The sequence below is a fragment of the Ruminococcus sp. zg-924 genome (genome assembly GCF_024433635.1).
GTDB lineage: Bacteria > Bacillota > Clostridia > Oscillospirales > Acutalibacteraceae > UBA7067.
The window spans coordinates 13046-31496 of the sequence record NZ_WNJZ01000022.1 but is presented as its reverse complement, the minus strand read 5'-3'; the positions used below and the strand labels follow the sequence as shown (position 1 = coordinate 31496).

The window sequence follows — 18451 nt, the reverse complement described above, 5'->3', positions numbered from 1 at the left end:
CACCTGTATTTCATTCAGACCAGGGATGGCAATACCAGCACGCTGAATATCAGCAATTACTCTCTGAGCACAACATTACACAGAGCATGTCACGAAAAGGAAACTGTATGGACAATGGTGCTATGGAAAACTTTTTCGGCAGACTTAAGGTTGAAATGTTCTATGGTGAAAAATTTAAAAGTGTTAACACTTTTATTGATGAACTAAAGAAATACATCGACTACTACAACAACGAAAGAATAGTATCAAAACTGAAAATGAGCCCGGTACAATACCGAACTCATTTACGGATAATTTAATATTTAATTTTGTCTAAACTTTGGGGTTCACTTCATTTCTCGCCCGAATTTTTATAGTGTTAAATCAACATTCTGTTGTCACAGTAAAGGCAGGTCAGCATATCACCGGAGTTTTTAAATGAATTCGGCAAATATGGCTCGCTGTTTGTAATGCAGTTTGGATTGGTGCATTTGTGAATTCTTTTTTCTATGTGCACAGCCTTCTGTTTTGTTTGTATCGGTTCGTTAAGCATCAGATAAATAAGCGCCATTCTTGCATACATACCGTAAACTGCCTGCTTGAAGTAAACAGCTCTGGGGTCATTGTCAACCTCTGTGGTAATCTCGTCAACACGGGGCAGAGGATGAAGAATTTTAAGCGTAGATTTTCCAAGGCTCAGCTTTGGTGTGTCTAATACAAAAACACCGCTCTGCTTTTTGTATTCCTCTTCGCTTTTAAATCTTTCACGCTGGATTCTCGTCATATACAGCACATCAAGCATCGGCATTGCATCACTAAGGCTGTTAAGCTCAGTGTATTTACATCCGGACGCTTTAAGAATTGATTTTATATAACCCGGAACCTGTAAATCCTTGGTTGAGATAAGTACAAACTCATTTCCGTCAAAATGGCTCATAGTTTTAATAAGCGAATGAACGGTTCTGCCGTACTTTAAATCACCGCATAAGCCTATTTTAAGATGGTCAAGCCTGCCAACTTCATTGTATAGTGTTACAAGGTCTGTGAGCGTTTGAGTGGGGTGCAGATGACCGCCGTCGCCTGCGTTAATAATAGGAACGCTTGAATAAAGGCTTGCCGCTTTTGCAGCACCCTCAATAGGGTGGCGCATTGCGATTATATCAGCATAGCCGCTGACAATTTGAATGGTATCCTTCAGATTTTCACCCTTAGAAACCGAAGAATTCATAGGGTTATCAAAGCCTAACGTATTGCCGCCAAGGCGCATCATTGCCGCCTGAAATGACATTTGGGTTCTTGTTGAAGGCTCGTAAAAAAGAGTGGCAAGAATTTTGCCGTGGCAGCTTTCGCTGTAACGCTTTGGGTCCTCTTTTATTTCGCAAGCCAAACTGATAACTTTTTTAAGCTTGTCCTCGGTGATTTCCTCAAGGTCAATAACATTTTCAAACACGAACAAAACCTCCTATCATCAATAAATTATACCATAAATATCATTTGAATTTTTGCATTATGGAAAAATAGTCTTAACGAAGAAAGAATAAATGAATATTCTGCTTGAATACATTATTTTTTCGGAAAATTTCGTCGAAATTTTTATTTCATTTATTGAAATAGGATATAATTTGTGCTATAATAAATAAGTATTCCATATTTTATTCAGGAAAGGTGAATATGTTATGTTAAAGAAAGTTATTTCGCTGATAACCTCAGCGGCAATTATGGCTGCTGTTCTTGTTGGTTGTTCATGCTCTGGAGAAACACAAAAAGCAACAAGTTCCGGCGCTACACCAAATGCTGTTAACAACAGTGCGGTTGACGGTAATTATGTAAACGAGAACTACAAGTACAAGCTTACAATTCCGTCAGAGGTCAAAGACGAAATCAGCATCAACGGAAACGACAGTATTGTAACAATCTACAATAAGTATGTTAAGGAGCTTAACGCAAAGGACGAAAAGGGTAATAAGTATGAGGGCAAGCTTGGAACAATCTGGGCAGAGAATTTGAATTCAACTATAAGTTTTGATGATTATGTTGTTCTTGGCAAGGACAGCAATCGTCAGTATGTCTTCCAGTATCCTGCCGAACAGCAGTATGACCCGAAGGACAAAAAGGCAAAGGAAAACTATGAGCACACAAAGAAGTATCTGCAAGAGATTCTTGATTCCTTCAGTGTAGGTTAATTTATAGGTTTTTCGTCAAAACCACTTGATTTTTCCTTTGATTTAGGATATAATATTATCCGTTGCCGACAGGCAAAATAGTAAATAGTCCGTCACGCAATGTTTTTGTGATACAATTATATTGCGTGGCGGCTGATATATGCCGGTGTGATGGAATTGGCAGACGTAGTGGACTCAAAATCCACCGGTGGCGACACCGTGCCGGTTCGAGTCCGGCCACCGGCACCAAAAAAGCACGCTTAGGCGTGCTTTTTTTCAATGGTTTTATGTAGGTGTTGTGTGATGAATTTCCGTGACTTGAGAAGTGTGCTATAAGATTTGATGTAACGAATATCGGCAGGACTTATGACTTACTGACTATAAGAGTAAGCAGCAAGGAAGCTGAGAGAAAACAAAACATCAAGCCGGAGCGGCAGACTCAGCTGATGCAAGAGCTTAAGCACCCATCGCAGCCACCGCAGAAAGCTCAGACTTATACAAAAAAGAAAATGCGAAGATAAAGACAGAGTTTAAACGCTCTGTCTTTTGTTATGCATATTTCTTTTCTGTTGGAATGAAAAGCGGAACCGGTTCCGGTTCTGTGTTGACTAAATCAATTTTCTTTACAAATACCCGCCGTTCCCAAACATACACATCACAAAAATATCAAATAAAATATCAAAAAAGTGTTGAATTATTTCACTTAATGATATATAATATAAGTGTAGAAAGGGATAAAATCCCAGCTATAGATATGGTACAGCGTTAAATCCGAAGCTGCACTTTTGAAGAATACAAACATCGAATTGAAAGAGAGGAATTAATTATGTTGAAGAAAGTTTTATTAATCGCAGTTATCGGAGCAATGGCTATTACAATGACAGCTTGCGAAGGGACAAACTCAAGCACCCCATCAGAAAAGGAAACATCAACTCAGGTTGAGCAGACAGCCGAAGAAGCTGCGGCTTCAGACCTTAAGGTTGATAAGGATGGCAACGTAACGGACAAGAACGGCAAGAAGCTCACAGTTAAGGACGGCAAGGTAACTGTTGAGGTTGACGGCAAGAAAGTCACCGTCGGCAAAGAAACAATCAAGAAAGTACAAGAAATTGCAAAGAACAACACCTCAAAGCAGGAAACAGCCTCTAAGCCGACCAACAATAACACATCAAGCCAACCGACAACCTCTAAGCCGAGCAACAACAACACATCAAGCGAACCGACAAACTCAAAACCAAGTACCAATAACAATACATCAAGTCAGCCGACAACTCCAAAGCCGACAAAGCCGGAAAAGGTATGGCACGAAGCGGAGTATGAATATATCAACCACCCGGCAGAAACAAAACAGGTATGGGTCGTCGATAAAGAGGCTTACACATATGAAGAACCTGTGTATGAAAAGCACGGCAGAACCATATGCAATGACTGTGGAGCAGATATTACAGATGATCCTATTAGTCACTGTGGTGAAGAACTTCTCAACGGTGGAAAAGGTAGTTATCGTGACGAATGGGTAAATGTTCAAGTTGGCACTAAAACAGTAACTGTTCCCGAACAGGGACACTACGAAACCAAGGTAGTCAAAGAAGCTTGGACAGAGAAGAAGCTTGTTAGAGAAGCCGGATATTATTGATAAGTAAAAACTAAATAAGTAAATCAAGACAGAGTTTAAACGCTCTGTCTTTTTTTATGCCTAAATCACAATCACAACAAAAATGTACAAAAAGCGCAATGAAAGTTTGTTAAAGAATTCTGTGAAAAAAGGTTACGTTTTTGCGATTTTTACGGGTTATAAGTAGAGGGATATTTTTCAAGAAAGGAATGATGTGAATGTTCAATAACTTCAACTATTATCATAGCCGAGAACCGCCGTCCCATGTGTTCGCAGCAGGATTTAATAAATCTTAAAGAAAGGCGGTGATTAAATTGATTGAGAAAATAAAGAAGCTCATTAAGTTGTTGGAGCAACTTAATGAGCTTCTTTTGAAAGCTATTGAATTACTTGGAACTGCAACCTTGTTAATATTAGCAATCAAAAGTTTAATCGAAATCATGGGCGGTACATAACCGCCCACCCATAAGGGGTGATGATTGATAGGGTGTTGCTTAGCCACCGGCAAGCGGCGATTAAGCAATGTCCTATCGTTATCAGTTGGTGGAGATAAGCGGGATCGAACCGCTGACCTCTTGAATGCCATTCAAGCGCTCTCCCAGCTGAGCTATACCCCCGAATATTTAATTTAATATTATATCCTTCTTCAGATGAACATAGGGAAGAGGGTAAATAAAAAAGCACTTAACTTTTATTTAGTTAAGTGCTTGGAGCGGATGACGAGGCTCGAACTCGCTACCTCCACCTTGGCAAGGTGGCGCTCTACCAGATGAGCTACATCCGCAAATGTACGGCGAAGTTAACTTCGCCGCTTTGGCAATTTGGCGACCCGGAACGGGTTCGAACCGTCGACCTCTAGCGTGACAGGCTAGCGTTCTAACCAACTGAACTACCGGGCCAAATGGTGGGAACAATAGGGCTCGAACCTATGACCCTCTGCTTGTAAGGCAGATGCTCTCCCAGCTGAGCTATGCTCCCATTGCCAAATATGCAATCACAACACCCTATAACAGGGTAGAAGTGAATTGGAGGCGACACCCGGATTTGAACCGGGGAATCAGGGTTTTGCAGACCCATGCCTTACCGCTTGGCTATGTCGCCGAATATAATCAAATGCCTGCGGCAGATGATTTAATAAAAGCACTTAACAAAATTAAGTGCTTGGAGCGGATGACGAGGCTCGAACTCGCTACCTCCACCTTGGCAAGGTGGCGCTCTACCAGATGAGCTACATCCGCAAATATGGTGCCTTCGGACGGAATCGAACCATCGACACGAGGATTTTCAGTCCTCTGCTCTACCGACTGAGCTACAAAGGCAAATTTGGCGACCCGGAACGGGTTCGAACCGTCGACCTCTAGCGTGACAGGCTAGCGTTCTAACCAACTGAACTACCGGGCCAAATGTGGTGGGAACAATAGGGCTCGAACCTATGACCCTCTGCTTGTAAGGCAGATGCTCTCCCAGCTGAGCTATGCTCCCACATAAACCGTCGCTTCTATATCTTGTGGTTTGTAACCACTTGTTCATCAGCGACGGTTATTATGATACTACATCTTGGTTGAAAAGTCAACACTTTTTTAAAAAAAAATCAATTTTTTTGTTTTTCGTTTTTCAAAGCTATTATTTGTCGCAAATCTTCAGCCCCGAAGATGTACTTTTTATTACAAAAATTGCAGGCAACCTCTGCTCCGCCGTCCTCTTCAATCATAGTTTCAATATCTTCGTTTCTCAGTGACGCTATTGAGTTTATTACACGCTCACGGCTGCAACTGCAAACGTAGTGCACTGGAAGCTTGTCAACAACCTCAACTTCAAAACCGTTTAAGGCTGTTCGGCAAATTTCCTCAACGCTCATTCCTTTGGCTAGCATTGTTGTCATCGGTTCAAGTGAAGCTATATTCTTTTCAAGCTTGTCGCAGGCTGCGTCATCAGCGCCAGGCAGAAGCTGAATCAAAAATCCGCCTGCAAGCATTACCTCGCAGTCCTCCTTATCTAAAAGTACGCCAAGACCACAGGCTGTTGGTATCTGTTCACTCTGAACGTAGTAGGAGGTTATGTCTTCTGCTATTTCGCCTGTTGAAAGCTCAGCACGGCTCATATATGGCTCGCCGGTTCCATAGTCACGCATAACGTCGATGTATCCGTTTTTGCCGACAGCAGCCGCTACATTGATTTTTCCCTTGCTGTAATGCTCGGTTTCGCAGCAGTTGTTTTCAAGATATCCTCTTACATTTCCGTTGCTGTCCGCAACTGTTACAAGAGTTCCTAAAGGGCCGTCACCCTTTATCCTCACGGTAAGCGTTGCGCTCTTTTGTTTAAGCTGTGCACCCATCATTGAGGCTGCGCTTAAAAGCCTGCCAATCGCCGCTGTGGCGGCAGGGGAGGTGCTGTGCAGCTTTTGTGCTGTATATACAATGTCAGTTGAATCAATAACGGACGCCATAACGGCTCCGTCTGATGTTATGCATCTTATGATTTTATCCATTAATTTATACCTCTGTCTTTTTTACTACATATACATTTCTTTGGCTGTCTTCCTTCGGCGTTTCAAAGGTCATCTCGCCGAAGATGTCAAGAATTTCAAAGCCTGACTTCTTTATTATATGCTCAAGCTCCTGCTGTGTGTATGCTCTCTCGCAGAAGCTTTCACTGCTGCGGCGGTACATACTGCCGGACCTCTCAAAAAAGTCAAGGTCAATTCTTGTGATATTGTCCTTAAGAGGCGTGTTTTGCCAAACGCAGAAAACCAAGCTTTTGTCATAGACAAAAACATTATCCGCAAGCACATATTTATGCTTATATACTGTGTTTACGTCAAAAACAAAAATTCCGCCCTTGTTCATAAAAAGCGAAACCTTGTCAAAAGCCGTTTGAAGCTCTTCTTTATTTATTATATGATTTAAACTGTCAAGTGTGCATATACAGGTGTCAATAGTTCCGAAAAGGTCAAGTCTCTGCATTTTTTGACACAGAAACAAAATTGACAACTCCTCGTCATATGCCTTTTGCTGAGCAACCATAAGCATATCACTGCTTGCGTCAGCACCGTAAATGTCAAAGCCCCGCTTTTTAAGCTCTATTGTAAGGCTACCTGTCCCGCAGGCAAGGTCAAGCGTAATGCCGGGGTTATGATTATAGCGCTTTAACAGCTGTTCAATATAGTTCGCCCTGTCGCTGTAATGCACGTTTGAGGTCAGAGAATCGTAAAACTCCGAAAAAACGGTGTACTGAGCGCTCAATTTCCCTCATCCTCGCTTTTGCTTTGCTGTGCCATTTCAGCCTTCTCAATATTTTTAAACGCCATTGCATAGCCGTCGCTGCCATAAATAAGCGACCTGTTCACACGGCTGATTGTAGCTGTTGAAGCACCTGTCTGTTTTACAATATCGCTGTAAACACGCTTTTCACTCAGCATTTTTGCAACAACAAGGCGTTGAGAAATAGACTTAAGCTCAGGTACGGTGCATAAATCCTCGAAAAAACAGTAGCACTCGTCCATTGTTTTAAGTGATAAAATAGCTTTAAACAAAAAATCAGTGTGTTCATTATGAATTTTTGAATTCATATTTACATATCCTTTCCAAAACCAATTTCACGATTTAATACAATAAAATCTTATCATAGAAAAGAAAAAAAGTAAAGATGAAATTTAAAGTACGTAACTTATTCACCGTTGAACAGCTGCATAAATTCTTCCTCGCTCAGAATTGTAATTCCAAGGCTCTGGGCCTTAGTAAGCTTGCTGCCTGCTTCTTCGCCTGCAAGCACATAGTCCGTCTTTTTTGATACTGAAGATGAGGTCTTTCCGCCAAGGCTTTCTATTAGCTTTGACGCTTCGCTGCGTTTCATTGTCGGCAATGTTCCTGTAAGCACAAAGGTTTTGCCGGTGAATTTGTTTTCTGTTGTCTGCTTTTCAGCTGTCGGCATCTTAACGCCAAGCTCACGCAGCTTTGCAATAAGTTCCCGTGTGCTTTCAAGTGAGAAATACTCGCATACGCTGTCCGCCATTATTTTGCCAAAACCGTCAATCGCTGAAACCTCTTCGCTGTTCGCCGTCGTTATAGCCTCAATAGTGCCGAAATGCTCACATAACAGCTTGGCTGCCTTCTGACCTATATGGCGAATACCAAGTGCAAATACAAGCCTGTAAAGCTCGTTAGATTTTGATTTTTCTATGGATTTTTTCAGATTTGCCGCTGAAAGCTCGCCCATACCGTCAAATGCGGCAATTTTATCATAATCAAGAGAATACAAATCAACCGGTGAGCTTATCATATCCTCATTCACAAGTCGTTCAAGCACAGCCGGGCCGAGTCCGTCAATATCCATAGCGTCACGGGAAACAAAATGTATCAGATGGCGCATAAGCTGAGCAGGACAGTCGGTGTTTGTGCAGCGAACAGCTGCTTCTCCGTTTTCACGCACAACAGGACCGCCGCAGGACGGACAGATTTCGGGCATTTTAAACGGAACAGTGTTCTCTCCGTGTTCCTTAAGCGCTACAACCTCAGGTATAATCTCGCCGGCTTTGCGCAATATTACAGTGTCACCAATTCTAATGTCCTTTTCCTTTATGAAATCCTCGTTGTGAAGAACAGCTCTGCTGACGGTTGTTCCTGCAAGGGTAATCGGCTCAAAGATACCTGTCGGGGTAAGTGCGCCTGTTCTGCCGACGTTAATTTCAATATCTAACAGCTTAGTAGCCTTTTCTTCCGGAGGGAATTTATACGCTTCCGCCCAGCGTGGAAACTTCGCCGTGCTGCCCAAAAGCACACGGCTTTCAAAGTCATTAAGCTTTATTACTGCGCCGTCAATCTGATACGGTAACTGACCACGCATTGCGCCTATTCTTTCCACCTCATCAATTGCATCTGACATTGAGCTGTAACAGTTATAAAACGGTGGTTTTGGCAGACCAAGCTCACCGATAAAATCAAGAGATTGCTTGTGGGATTTAATTTCGGCACCTGTTACCTGCTGAATATTAAAAATAAAAATATCAAGCTCACGCTGCTTTGTTATTTCGCTGTTCTTCTGCCTTAGCGAACCTGCCGCTGCATTTCGTGGGTTTTTAAACGTCTTTTCCTCGTTTTCCTCCTGCTTTTTCAAAAGTTTTAAAAAGCTTTCGTTAGACATAAAGACCTCGCCTCTGACCTCAAGATAGGGCAGAGGTTTTTTCAGATTGTGCGGAAGATTCTTTATCGTCAATATATTATCAGTTACGTCCTCTCCCACCAAGCCGTCGCCTCTTGTTGAGGCTCTAACAAGAACTCCGTTCTCGTATTCAACCGACACGGAAAGGCCGTCAAACTTTGGCTCTACAACGTATTCAGGCGATGAAACAGCCTCACGCACACGCCTGTCAAAGTCCATAAGCTCCCCGTGCGAAAAGGAATCATGCAGGCTCTGCATTGGAACGGTATGCTCAACCGGTGAAAATTTCTCCGACGCTCTGCCGCCTACGTGCAAAGCCGGGGAGCTGTCTTTTTTTATTTCCGGATGCTCCTGCTCAATTGTTTCAAGTCTGCGCAGCAGCATATCGTATTCATAGTCACTGATTTCCGGATTGTCCTGATTGTAGTATCTGTCATTGTGATAGTTTATTTCATTGCATAGTCTGGTGTATTCTTCAATTATTGTTTTGTCCGTCACATAATCACCCTCTGTTTATTTGATATTAGTTTATCCTAATACTCCGGTGATTTCAAGTCAAATGTTAATTTGAAGTGTTTTTTGCTTAAATGCCTATAAAATTATGCACCCCAAAAGCGTCTGACTTTTGAGGTGCATATATAATCCTGGATTGCTAAATTATTCAGTTGATTAATACCATCTGTCAAAGAATCTTGTGCAGCCGTATTGAACAATGAAGTTTTGTGATTCGTGCCATTCACTTGTGCCCCAAGTTGCATAGTAGAACAAAATTCTGTGCTGTACCGCACTGCCGTTTTCTTTAAAGATAAAATTTACTGCGTCTATTGTTTCCTGATTAGGTTCTAAAGGTGTAGCACCCTTGTATCCAAATTTTTCAACAACCTCAAAAGCGTTATAGTCCTCAGTATTCATTGCGTCACGGAATGCCTGTGCAACCATCGCTATGCCAATATAGCCCTGGTGACCCATCTCACGCATTACCGTTCTGCATATAAGGTTATACTCTTTATCGCTAAGCTTTACCGGCTTAGGGGAATAACTGTAGTCCGGATTGTCAATAGCCATCAGGTAGCCTGCGTCCCATTGCTGCTGATAAAGCATCTCTTTAGCGATGCTCTCTTCCTCGGTGGTAGGAGCAGATGTTTCCGGATCTGTAATAGCTGTCTGGTTACTTGTAATATTGGACGGCTTTGATTGTGTGCTGTCAGAAGTATTAGCTTCTGTTACAGATACAGTCGGGTCTGTCGGTGCTTTTACCGACTCTGTTTTATCCTGCTTTTTTTCGGTAGCTTTTTTGGTAGTCTTTTTGGTGGATTTTTCCTTTGATTTTTCCTTGTCTTTCTTGTCAGACTTCTTAGTTTTGGTTTGTTCAGACTTGCTTTCCTTTTTTGAAGTCTTTGCTGCATTTGTTTGCGGCTCGGTCGGTGTTGTTTCTGAGTAAGCAAATGTTACCTTATCAATGTATTTGGGGTTGATAGCACTGCTGTTAAGACCCTCGACTAAAGAGCGTGTCATCATCTCTGAGGAGTTCGGGTTGCCTGCGATACAAATTGTGCCTGTAACGCCAACTGCGGCGGCAAGCACTGTGCAAGCGGCAATCTTGATGTGAGTTGATTTAATTCTTAAGCTTCTCAAAGCTGATGAACGGCGTTTAGAGCCCGCTTTATTCTGTGGTTCGGTTGATGACATAAATGTAACCTCCTTAACACTTGCAGTTATTATACACCAATTTTTTGAAACAATCAATTGACGGTTTTTACAAACGTGTTACCTATTAACAGTAACATTGATACAATTTTGTAATAAAACGATTAATAAGTCTTAATTTTTGTTAAAAATAAACCGATGTAAAATCTGCGATTTCAGTTATTTTATGACAAATGTAGAAATTTATACATTTGTAAAAAAATCATAGAGATAATGTGGATTTAGTTGCTTTATGAGTGAAATGTACATAATATCTTGTTTTTTCTGAATTATTATGCTAAAATTTTCTCAACACTATTAAAGAAAATGTCGCTATTACATTTTTCAAGGAGATTTATTATGCGTAAGAAAACCGTTTCAATATTGCTTGTACTGATAATTTTACTCATACCTTTTGCGCTGTGTTCGTGTGGAAATGCACAGCCAAACGGCGAGTATATTTCGGAGGAGCCGTACCTATATCTGAATATCACGGATGCGGAAAATATAATCGACTTCAGCGGAAAACTAAACCTTAATGGGGATGACCGTGACATAACCTTTTCAATTAATAAGGATAGCCGTCATTTTGAGATAAAAGATGATGGCGGCGTGATTTACGAGGGTTATTATTCAACTGAGGAGAACGGAAAAATACTTTTACTCAAAACAAACGAAACCTCATTTACGCTAAACAGAAAAGATAATTAATAGCTAAAAAGCTGCCCTTTGTGCATTACAAGCATAACAGGGCAGCTTATTTCTTATATATTATTTTTCAGTCTAAAATCCTTCCGTCAGTTGAAATTGTAACAACCTGCCACGGTATAAATTTACCGCTTGCTTGAAGTGCTGTTTTAACTGCGTTTTCAATACCTCCACAGCACGGAACTTCCATTCTGACAACTGTAACACTTTTGATGTTATTGTGTTTGATAATCTCAGTAAGCTTTTCGGAATAATCGGTACTGTCAAGCTTTGGACAGCCTATAAGAGTAATTTTGTTTTTTATAAAATCATTGTGGAAATTTCCATAAGCGTATGCTGTACAGTCGGCGGCGATAAGAAGATTTGCGTTGTTAAAATACGATGCATTTATCGGCGCAAGCTTAATTTGAACAGGCCACTGTGAAAGCTTGCTGGAAACAGGTGCAAATGCTTCATTTATATTATCGACGCTGTGATTTAACATTTTTGACTGTGTTCCCGGGCAGCCGCACGGCAGGGGTTTGACTTGTTTTTTTGTCTGGCTTGCCTTTACAGCCTCCTCGTTGTATGCAGGAGCTTCACGCACTTCAAATGATATAGCGCCTGTGGGGCAGGCAGGCAGACAGTCACCAAGACCGTCGCAGTAGTCCTCACGCATAAGCTTGGCCTTTCCATCCACCATATCAATAGCTCCCTCGTGACAGGCGTCGGCGCAGGCACCGCAGCCGTTACATTTTTCTTCATCTATCTTAATTATTTTTCTAAGCATAATTGTATCCTCCTGATTGTTTTAAAGTATTTCTTAAGTTTAATAGCTTAAACGGTTTTTTCACCTCCGTTTACTTTCTGGCATAAGTGTACTATAATACTGATAAAATGTATGTTGGATTTACAACAAAGGACAAAGAAGTTATGAAAAAATATTTTGAAATTTTGAAAAAAATTCCCTTGTTTATCGGAATAGGCGAGAGTGATTATTACAATATGCTCGCATTTCTTAATGCCCGTGTCGAAAATTATACGAAAAATCAATTCATTTTTCGTGAGGGAGAGCCTGTACAGCATATTGGTATAGTTCTGACAGGAAGTGTTATGATTATCAAAGAGGATTACTGCGGCAGCAGATGTGTTGTTGCTCAGGCTGAGTCGGGCGAGCTGTTTGGAGAAGCTTTTGTCTGTGCTGAAGTATCATACCTTCCGGTTAGTGTTGTATCCAACAATAACAGCGAGATAATGCTTGTTGACTGCAAAAAGCTATTTCATACAAGTGTTGATTCTTCTGATTTTCAAAATACGCTGAGAAACAATCTTTTAAAGATAATTGCAGGCAAAAACCTTAAGCTTAGCCAAAAAATTGAAATAACATCAAAGAGAAGTACCAAGGAGAAGCTTATGGCATTTCTGCTTACTCAGGCAAAAAAGTCAAGCTCTGCCGAGTTTACAATTCCCTATGACCGCCAAGCCTTAGCCGATTACTTAGGAGTTGACAGAAGCGCAATGTGCACTGAGCTTGGCAGGCTGCGCTATGAGGGTGTTATAGAATTCCATAAGAATAAGTTTAAATTGAAATTATAGTCAAATATATGGAAAATTAAGGATATGTTTTTGCAGTTCGTTTTGAGTTGCGGCTAAAAGGCAGCGCATATTTACTTTTAAATTAAACCGCCATACGCCGAGATGTGGAGTGAGAGGATAATTTTTGTTCTGCAAGTTTTTTGTCTTGCAAGAATTTATATAAATCCTTACAACTGAATTTAAATGTAACAAAGTTAGCAGCGGTGAGTAATATATAAGTAGGATTAAGGCTACGCCGCTGTGAAAACCAGCACTCTTTGATTTTGCGGTATTGCCTAAAGCTTTTGAAAAGGAATTGATACAATGAACTGTTGTAGAACAAGGGGCAAATGCGCCATAGCCTTTGCCGCAGGAATCATAACCTCGAGTCTGCTGCCCGAGGGATGCTTTACGTTTATTGTGGTGGTTCTGCTTATATCGCTTGGCTGCTGCTTAATCAGAAGATGAACAGGGGGTGAAGAGGTGAAGGTAGTAGTTGTAAAAAGCTCTCCGCTTATGGGTTTTGTACTGCGTAAAATATTCAAGATAAAAAAGGTTGAACAACCCGAATCGTAATAACATATTTGCTCCCGTGAAGTCTTTAGAAAAGGACACACGGGAGCATATTTCTTGTGCGGCAGAATACTGAGTTTGAATAAAACAATTGGAAAAAATATTCTGTGCAATTCACACAAAGTCAAAAAAATTTTATATTCAAATATACAAAAATTCTGTTGCAGCTCAGTAAATATGGTGATTTTGTTGACTTAAGACCCAATATATTGCTATACTATTAACAGCATGAGAATGCGAAATTTTGGATTTTTTTAGGAAAGGACTTGAACAAAATGGTAAAGACAAAGCATCGTGTTACCAGCTTGGTATTGGCTGTACTGCTTGCATTTTCAATGCTTTTCATCGGTACAACCTATGCCTCTGCTGTTGATACCGGGGTAATTGAATCCGGTTCGGCTTCAGTAATTTACCTCAAGCTAAACTCAAGCTGGGGACAGGACAGCCCACGCTTTGCGGCTTACTTCTTCGGTAACGGCGCTGAGGCTTGGGCGAGCATGACTGCTGTTTCCGGTGAAACAGATACATACTCAGCCGCAGTTCCGACAAGCGGACAGTGGACGCATGTTATATTCGTTCGTATGAATCCGACTACAACCGAAAATAATTGGAACAACAAATACAACCAGTCGGGCGATATTGCGCTTGAAAGCGGCAAAAATTTCCTCACCCTTGACGAGGGCTGGGATAATATGCTTGGCACTTGGTCGGTATATCAAGGCTCACAGCCGATAACTCCTACACCGACTCCGGGCGGAGCTTCATCAACGATTTACCTCAAGCTGAACTCAAACTGGGGACAGGACAGCCCACGCTTTGCGGCTTACTTCTTCGGTAACGGCGCTGAGGCTTGGTCGAGTATGACTGCTGTTTCAGGCGAAACAGATACATACTCAGCCGCAGTTCCGACAAGCGGACAGTGGACGAATGTTATATTTGTTCGTATGAATCCGACTACAACCGAAAATAATTGGGACAACAAATATAACCAATCGGGCGATATTGCGCTTGAAAGCGGCAAAAATTTCTTTACTCTTGACGAGGGCTGGGATAATATGCTTGGTACTTGGTCGGTATATCAAGGCTCACAGCCGATAACTCCTACACCGACTCCGGGTGGAGCTTCATCAACGATTTACCTCAAGCTGAACTCAAACTGGGGACAGGACAGCCCACGCTTTGCGGCTTACTTCTTCGGTAACGGCGCTGAGGCTTGGTCGAGTATGACTGCTGTTTCAGGCGAAACAGATATATACTCAGCCGCAGTTCCGACAAGTGGACAGTGGACGCATGTTATATTTGTTCGTATGAATCCGACTACAACCGAAAACAATTGGGACAACAAATATAACCAGTCGGGTGATATTGCGCTTGAAAGCGGCAAAAATTTCTTTACTCTTGATGAGGGCTGGGATAATATGCTTGGCACTTGGTCGGTATATCAAGGCTCACAGCCGATAACTCCTACACCGACTCCGGGTGGAGATTCATCAACGATTTACCTCAAGCTGAACTCAAGTTGGGGACAGGACAGCCCACGCTTTGCGGCTTACTTCTTCGGTAACGGCGCTGAGGCTTGGGCGAGTATGACTGCTGTTTCCGGTGAAACAGATACATACTCAGCCGCAGTTCCGACAAGCGGACAGTGGACGCATGTTATATTCGTTCGTATGAATCCGACTACAACCGAAAATAATTGGGACAACAAATACAACCAGTCGGGTGATATTGCGCTTGAAAGCGGCAAAAATTTCTTTACTCTTGATGAGGGCTGGGACAATATGCTTGGCACTTGGTCGGTTTACAGCGGCGATGTTCCGACAGACCCTGTAACAGATCCTGTAACAGACCCTGTAACAGATCCTGTGACAGACCCTGTAACAGACCCTGTGACAGACCCTGTAACAGACCCTGTGACAGACCCTGCTAAGCTTACGGTTAACAACAAAACATACAGCCTGGGAGATACTATTACATATACAACAACACTTCAGAACGCTGCAAAGCTTTCTGCAATAGGCGGTCACGTTACACTTTCAGGTTCAACAGGCTCGCTTACACTTCTTACGGCTACTCAGTCAGAAGCTTGTCCAAACCTTAAAAACGGAAACGTTGTTGTAAACTTTGCTCCTAATGACGGCTCAAAGGCTGTTTATTTCAATGCTATTGACGCATCAGCAGGTTACAGCTTTGCAACTGCAAAAACATTGATTACACTTAAGTACAAAGTAAATGCAGTTGGCGGCAGTGTAAAAATTTCTACAATAATTGACGAAGCTTATGATATGAGTAAAAACGCTGTAACAGGCGCAAAAACTGTAACTACCATAACTTCTTCAACTTCGACAGACCCAACAGTTACAAATGGTGTAGTAATCAACGGTGTAAAGTACAACAAGGGTGATATTGTTCAGATTACTGTAAGACATCAGAACGATAAGCTTATATCAGGTATTCAGGGCTTCATTAAATATGACAGCGCTTACCTGAAGCTTACTGATGAATTTGAAACAAACGACGCAGCATTCTCAGAAAAGCTTTCTTCAGTTGGTTCTTACATGGTAAACAGAAATTATGTTGACGAAACTGACGGTAATGGTATTGGTTACTCAAATATGAGTGCAAACAATATAGACTTTAGAACAGAGGATGTTCTTGTAATTGCACAGTTTGAGGTTATCGCTGAGAGTGGCACAACCTCGCTGTCACACAAAATCCTTGAAGAGTATGATTTTGACAGTAAAGATATTCCGGGTAACACAAGCTACAAGGTAACACTTGTAACATCTGTTACAACAGATCCAACAGACCCGACTGTTGCGACAGATCCTACTAACTCAACACAGACGTCAGACAATGTTATTATCAACGGAACAAAGTTTAATAAGGGCGATGTTATTGAATACACCGGCTATCTCAAGGCTTCAGAGGTTCTTTCAGGCGTAAACGCAAAGACAACCTATGACAGCAAATATGTAAGCCTTACAGCTGCACAGCTTACAGAAGCAGAAATGTTCCCTGTTATTTCAAAGGGAGGTTCCTTGGCTTACGATCTTAAAACAAATACAAACACAGTTTCGTTTAATGCAATGGCTACACCGTCTGCAGGCGGCTACAACTTCCAGAGCGACAAAACAGTTCTTGTAAAGCTCAGATTTGTTGTTACAGCTTCAACAGGTACTACTTCAATTAACACAACAGTAACCGAGGCTTACTCAATGAAAGTTGACGGCAACGGTATTCCTGTTTCAACAACAGCTACACCATCCGGTAAAGTTGCACTCTATTCAGATATTCCTACAACAACAGATCCGACTGTACCGACAGACCCAACAGTTACAAAGGGCGTAGTAATCAATGGTGTAAAGTACAACAAGGGCGATATTGTTCAGATTACTGTAAGACATCAGAATGATAAGCTTATATCAGGTATTCAGGGCTTCATTAAATATGACAGCGCTTACCTGAAGCTTACTGATGAATTTGAAACAAACGACGCAGCATTCTCAGAAAAGCTTTCTTCAATTGGTTCGTACATGGTAAACAGAAATTATGTTGACGAAACTGACGGTAAGGGTATTGGCTACTCAGATATGAGTGCAAACAATATAGACTTTAGAACAGAGGATGTTCTTGTAATTGCACAGTTTGAGGTTATCGCTGAGAGTGGCACAACCTCGCTGTCACACAAAATCCTTGAAGAGTATGATTTTGACAGTAAAGATATTCCGGGTAAAACAAGCTACAAGGTAACACTTGTAACATCTGTTACAACAGATCCAACAGACCCGACAGTTCCGACAGACCCAACAGATCCTACTGATCCGACACAGCCAGTAGGCGGTGTTACTATCAATGGCACTAAGTTCAGCCGTGGTGATATTATCGAATATGTTGCATATGTTAAGACAACTGAAAACTTAGGCGGTATTGCTTTCAAAACATCGTATGACAGCAACTATGTTCAGTTCTCTGACGCTCAGCTGGCAGATGCAGATGCATACCCGATTATTTCAAAGGGCGGCACATTATTATATGATTACACATCCACTCCGAATGCTCTCAAGGCTAATGCAATGGCAAGCTTTGGTTCAAGCAAGGGCTATGACTTTACAAAGAATGGTTCTGTACTTGTAATTTACAGATTTGTGGTTACTGCTTCAAGCGGTGAAACCAACATTTCAACAAATATTGCCCAGTGTCTTTCATTTGAGCGCACAGATGACGCAGGCTTCCAGCTTGATGCAGACTATACACTCACAGATGAAGTTAGACTGTATCAGGGCTCTGAGAAGAAGCTTACAGTTAACGGCCAGGCAGTAAACAAGGGCGACCAGGTTGTTTATCAGGCTATGCTCAGCGCATCAGAGGTTCTCTCATATATTAATGCAACAGTAAATTACACTTCTGGAATCCTTGAGATGTCAAAGCTCAGCACATCTATAAACACAGGCGTACTTCCGAACATCAAGACAGGAGCAAAGGTGAACCTTAACTCTGCAAACGGTGCTGCTTCAGTAATTTGCACAAATGCAAGCGGCTATGACTTTACAAGTGAAAAAGTACTTGTAAAGCTTGTATTCAATGTAGTCGCTGACCAGGGTGAGGCTACAATCTCTACAACATACAACAGCCTTAAGAACAAAAACGGCGCTGCTGTATCACCAAAGACAAACACATCTTCAGTAAAGGTTATTGCTGACGGTGCAAAGGATGATGTATTCCTTGGAGATGTTGACGGCAACAATTCTATTTCTATCTCCGACGCAATCTTAGTTCAGAAGCACATTGCAAATATTATTAAGCTTAACGACACATCGTCAAAGGCGGCTGATTTGAATTATGACGGCAAAGTTACTATTTCCGACGCTATCATAGTTCAAAAGGTAATTGCTAATATCACAGCCTTCAGCTATTCGAGCAAATACTGATAACTAAACTTCTTTCCCAAATACGAGGGCATCTCTGCGAGGTGTCCTCGCTTTTTTGGATAAGGCTTGATAAACCAAAACATTTT

Annotated in this window: 15 protein-coding genes and 10 tRNA genes; 9 read left to right on the top strand and 16 right to left on the bottom strand. The window is 41.6% G+C overall.

Annotation, left to right across the window (positions count from 1 at the left end):
• Nucleotides 1-299, top strand: a 299-nt coding sequence (locus GMA13_RS09975) for an IS3 family transposase (RefSeq protein ID WP_255884381.1), incomplete at its 5' end; no start/stop codon positions are given.
• A gap of 59 nt (nt 300-358) precedes the next feature.
• Here GMA13_RS09975 and pyrB read toward each other — a convergent pair.
• On the bottom strand, nt 359-1435 hold the full coding sequence (pyrB, locus tag GMA13_RS09970) for an aspartate carbamoyltransferase (protein ID WP_255884379.1): 1077 nt from the start codon (nt 1433-1435) through the stop codon (nt 359-361).
• 220 nt (nt 1436-1655) lie between these two features.
• Here pyrB and GMA13_RS09965 point away from each other — a divergent pair, with 220 nt between their 5' ends.
• The 4 genes from GMA13_RS09965 to GMA13_RS09950 all read left to right on the top strand — a co-directional run bounded on the left by GMA13_RS09965 (nt 1656) and on the right by GMA13_RS09950 (nt 4211).
• Nucleotides 1656-2162 carry a hypothetical protein gene (locus GMA13_RS09965; RefSeq protein ID WP_255884377.1) on the top strand — a complete coding sequence of 169 codons (507 nt, stop codon included), beginning with the start codon at nt 1656-1658 and terminating at the stop codon, nt 2160-2162.
• A gap of 141 nt (nt 2163-2303) precedes the next feature.
• A tRNA-Leu gene (locus GMA13_RS09960) sits at nt 2304-2390 on the top strand.
• 577 nt (nt 2391-2967) lie between these two features.
• Nucleotides 2968-3777: a hypothetical protein gene (locus GMA13_RS09955; RefSeq protein ID WP_255884375.1), complete on the top strand. Its 810-nt coding sequence runs from the start codon at nt 2968-2970 to the stop codon at nt 3775-3777.
• 293 nt (nt 3778-4070) lie between these two features.
• Nucleotides 4071-4211: a hypothetical protein gene (locus tag GMA13_RS09950; RefSeq protein ID WP_255884373.1), complete on the top strand. Its 141-nt coding sequence runs from the start codon at nt 4071-4073 to the stop codon at nt 4209-4211.
• A gap of 86 nt (nt 4212-4297) precedes the next feature.
• Here the strand turns inward: GMA13_RS09950 and GMA13_RS09945 are convergent.
• The 14 genes from GMA13_RS09945 to GMA13_RS09880 form a co-directional block, all read right to left on the bottom strand.
• Nucleotides 4298-4373, bottom strand: a tRNA-Ala gene (locus GMA13_RS09945).
• A 91-nt stretch (nt 4374-4464) separates the two neighbouring features.
• A tRNA-Gly gene (locus GMA13_RS09940) sits at nt 4465-4540 on the bottom strand.
• Between the two features lie 38 nt (nt 4541-4578).
• Nucleotides 4579-4655, bottom strand: a tRNA-Asp gene (locus tag GMA13_RS09935).
• A 3-nt stretch (nt 4656-4658) separates the two neighbouring features.
• Nucleotides 4659-4734: transfer RNA gene (locus GMA13_RS09930), tRNA-Val, on the bottom strand.
• A 48-nt stretch (nt 4735-4782) separates the two neighbouring features.
• Nucleotides 4783-4857, bottom strand: a tRNA-Cys gene (locus GMA13_RS09925).
• Between the two features lie 61 nt (nt 4858-4918).
• Nucleotides 4919-4994 (bottom strand) — tRNA-Gly (locus GMA13_RS09920).
• 5 nt (nt 4995-4999) lie between these two features.
• A tRNA-Phe gene (locus GMA13_RS09915) sits at nt 5000-5075 on the bottom strand.
• 5 nt (nt 5076-5080) lie between these two features.
• Nucleotides 5081-5157 (bottom strand) — tRNA-Asp (locus GMA13_RS09910).
• Between the two features lie 5 nt (nt 5158-5162).
• Nucleotides 5163-5238: transfer RNA gene (locus tag GMA13_RS09905), tRNA-Val, on the bottom strand.
• Between the two features lie 109 nt (nt 5239-5347).
• Complete coding sequence (gene hslO / locus GMA13_RS09900) at nt 5348-6244, bottom strand: Hsp33 family molecular chaperone HslO (RefSeq protein ID WP_255884371.1); 897 nt, start codon at nt 6242-6244, stop codon at nt 5348-5350.
• A 4-nt stretch (nt 6245-6248) separates the two neighbouring features.
• A complete protein-coding gene (locus tag GMA13_RS09895) occupies nt 6249-6998 on the bottom strand; it encodes a class I SAM-dependent methyltransferase (RefSeq protein ID WP_255884369.1) in 750 nt (249 codons plus the stop codon).
• On the bottom strand, nt 6995-7324 hold the full coding sequence (locus GMA13_RS09890; protein WP_255884367.1) for a YerC/YecD family TrpR-related protein: 330 nt from the start codon (nt 7322-7324) through the stop codon (nt 6995-6997). Before GMA13_RS09890 ends, GMA13_RS09895 begins: the two co-directional genes overlap by 4 nt.
• A 98-nt stretch (nt 7325-7422) precedes the next feature.
• Nucleotides 7423-9411 carry an NAD-dependent DNA ligase LigA gene (gene ligA / locus GMA13_RS09885; protein WP_255884365.1) on the bottom strand — a complete coding sequence of 663 codons (1989 nt, stop codon included), beginning with the start codon at nt 9409-9411 and terminating at the stop codon, nt 7423-7425.
• Between the two features lie 171 nt (nt 9412-9582).
• A complete protein-coding gene (locus tag GMA13_RS09880; RefSeq protein ID WP_255884363.1) occupies nt 9583-10602 on the bottom strand; it encodes a hypothetical protein in 1020 nt (339 codons plus the stop codon).
• 357 nt (nt 10603-10959) lie between these two features.
• Between GMA13_RS09880 and GMA13_RS09875 the strand changes: the two genes are divergently transcribed.
• A complete protein-coding gene (locus GMA13_RS09875; protein ID WP_255884361.1) occupies nt 10960-11310 on the top strand; it encodes a hypothetical protein in 351 nt (116 codons plus the stop codon).
• 67 nt (nt 11311-11377) lie between these two features.
• On the opposite strand, the gene GMA13_RS09870 is transcribed toward GMA13_RS09875, so the two are convergent.
• On the bottom strand, nt 11378-12076 hold the full coding sequence (locus GMA13_RS09870; RefSeq protein WP_255884359.1) for an ATP-binding protein: 699 nt from the start codon (nt 12074-12076) through the stop codon (nt 11378-11380).
• 143 nt (nt 12077-12219) lie between these two features.
• On the opposite strand from GMA13_RS09870, the gene GMA13_RS09865 reads away from it, so the two are divergent.
• The 3 genes from GMA13_RS09865 to GMA13_RS09855 all read left to right on the top strand — a co-directional run bounded on the left by GMA13_RS09865 (nt 12220) and on the right by GMA13_RS09855 (nt 18365).
• A complete protein-coding gene (locus GMA13_RS09865; RefSeq protein ID WP_255884357.1) occupies nt 12220-12882 on the top strand; it encodes a Crp/Fnr family transcriptional regulator in 663 nt (220 codons plus the stop codon).
• A gap of 303 nt (nt 12883-13185) precedes the next feature.
• Entirely contained in the window at nt 13186-13329 is a 144-nt protein-coding gene (locus GMA13_RS09860) for a hypothetical protein (RefSeq protein ID WP_255884355.1), read from the top strand.
• Between the two features lie 380 nt (nt 13330-13709).
• Nucleotides 13710-18365 carry a dockerin type I repeat-containing protein gene (locus GMA13_RS09855; protein ID WP_255911187.1) on the top strand — a complete coding sequence of 1552 codons (4656 nt, stop codon included), beginning with the start codon at nt 13710-13712 and terminating at the stop codon, nt 18363-18365.
• The last annotated feature ends 86 nt before the right edge of the window (nt 18366-18451 follow it).

Bases quoted from the DNA above. Each gene is read 5' to 3' on its own strand.
- GMA13_RS09865 (WP_255884357.1), top strand. From the start codon at position 12,220: ATGAAAAAATATTTTGAAATTTTGAAAAAAATTCCCTTGTTTATCGGA.
- GMA13_RS09875 (WP_255884361.1), top strand. From the start codon at position 10,960: ATGCGTAAGAAAACCGTTTCAATATTGCTTGTACTGATAATTTTACTC.
- GMA13_RS09870 (WP_255884359.1), bottom strand. From the start codon at position 12,076: ATGCTTAGAAAAATAATTAAGATAGATGAAGAAAAATGTAACGGCTGC.
- GMA13_RS09965 (WP_255884377.1), top strand. From the start codon at position 1,656: ATGTTAAAGAAAGTTATTTCGCTGATAACCTCAGCGGCAATTATGGCT.
- hslO (WP_255884371.1), bottom strand. From the start codon at position 6,244: ATGGATAAAATCATAAGATGCATAACATCAGACGGAGCCGTTATGGCG.
- GMA13_RS09855 (WP_255911187.1), top strand. From the start codon at position 13,710: ATGGTAAAGACAAAGCATCGTGTTACCAGCTTGGTATTGGCTGTACTG.
- GMA13_RS09860 (WP_255884355.1), top strand. From the start codon at position 13,186: ATGAACTGTTGTAGAACAAGGGGCAAATGCGCCATAGCCTTTGCCGCA.
- GMA13_RS09880 (WP_255884363.1), bottom strand. From the start codon at position 10,602: ATGTCATCAACCGAACCACAGAATAAAGCGGGCTCTAAACGCCGTTCA.
- GMA13_RS09955 (WP_255884375.1), top strand. From the start codon at position 2,968: ATGTTGAAGAAAGTTTTATTAATCGCAGTTATCGGAGCAATGGCTATT.
- GMA13_RS09890 (WP_255884367.1), bottom strand. From the start codon at position 7,324: ATGAATTCAAAAATTCATAATGAACACACTGATTTTTTGTTTAAAGCT.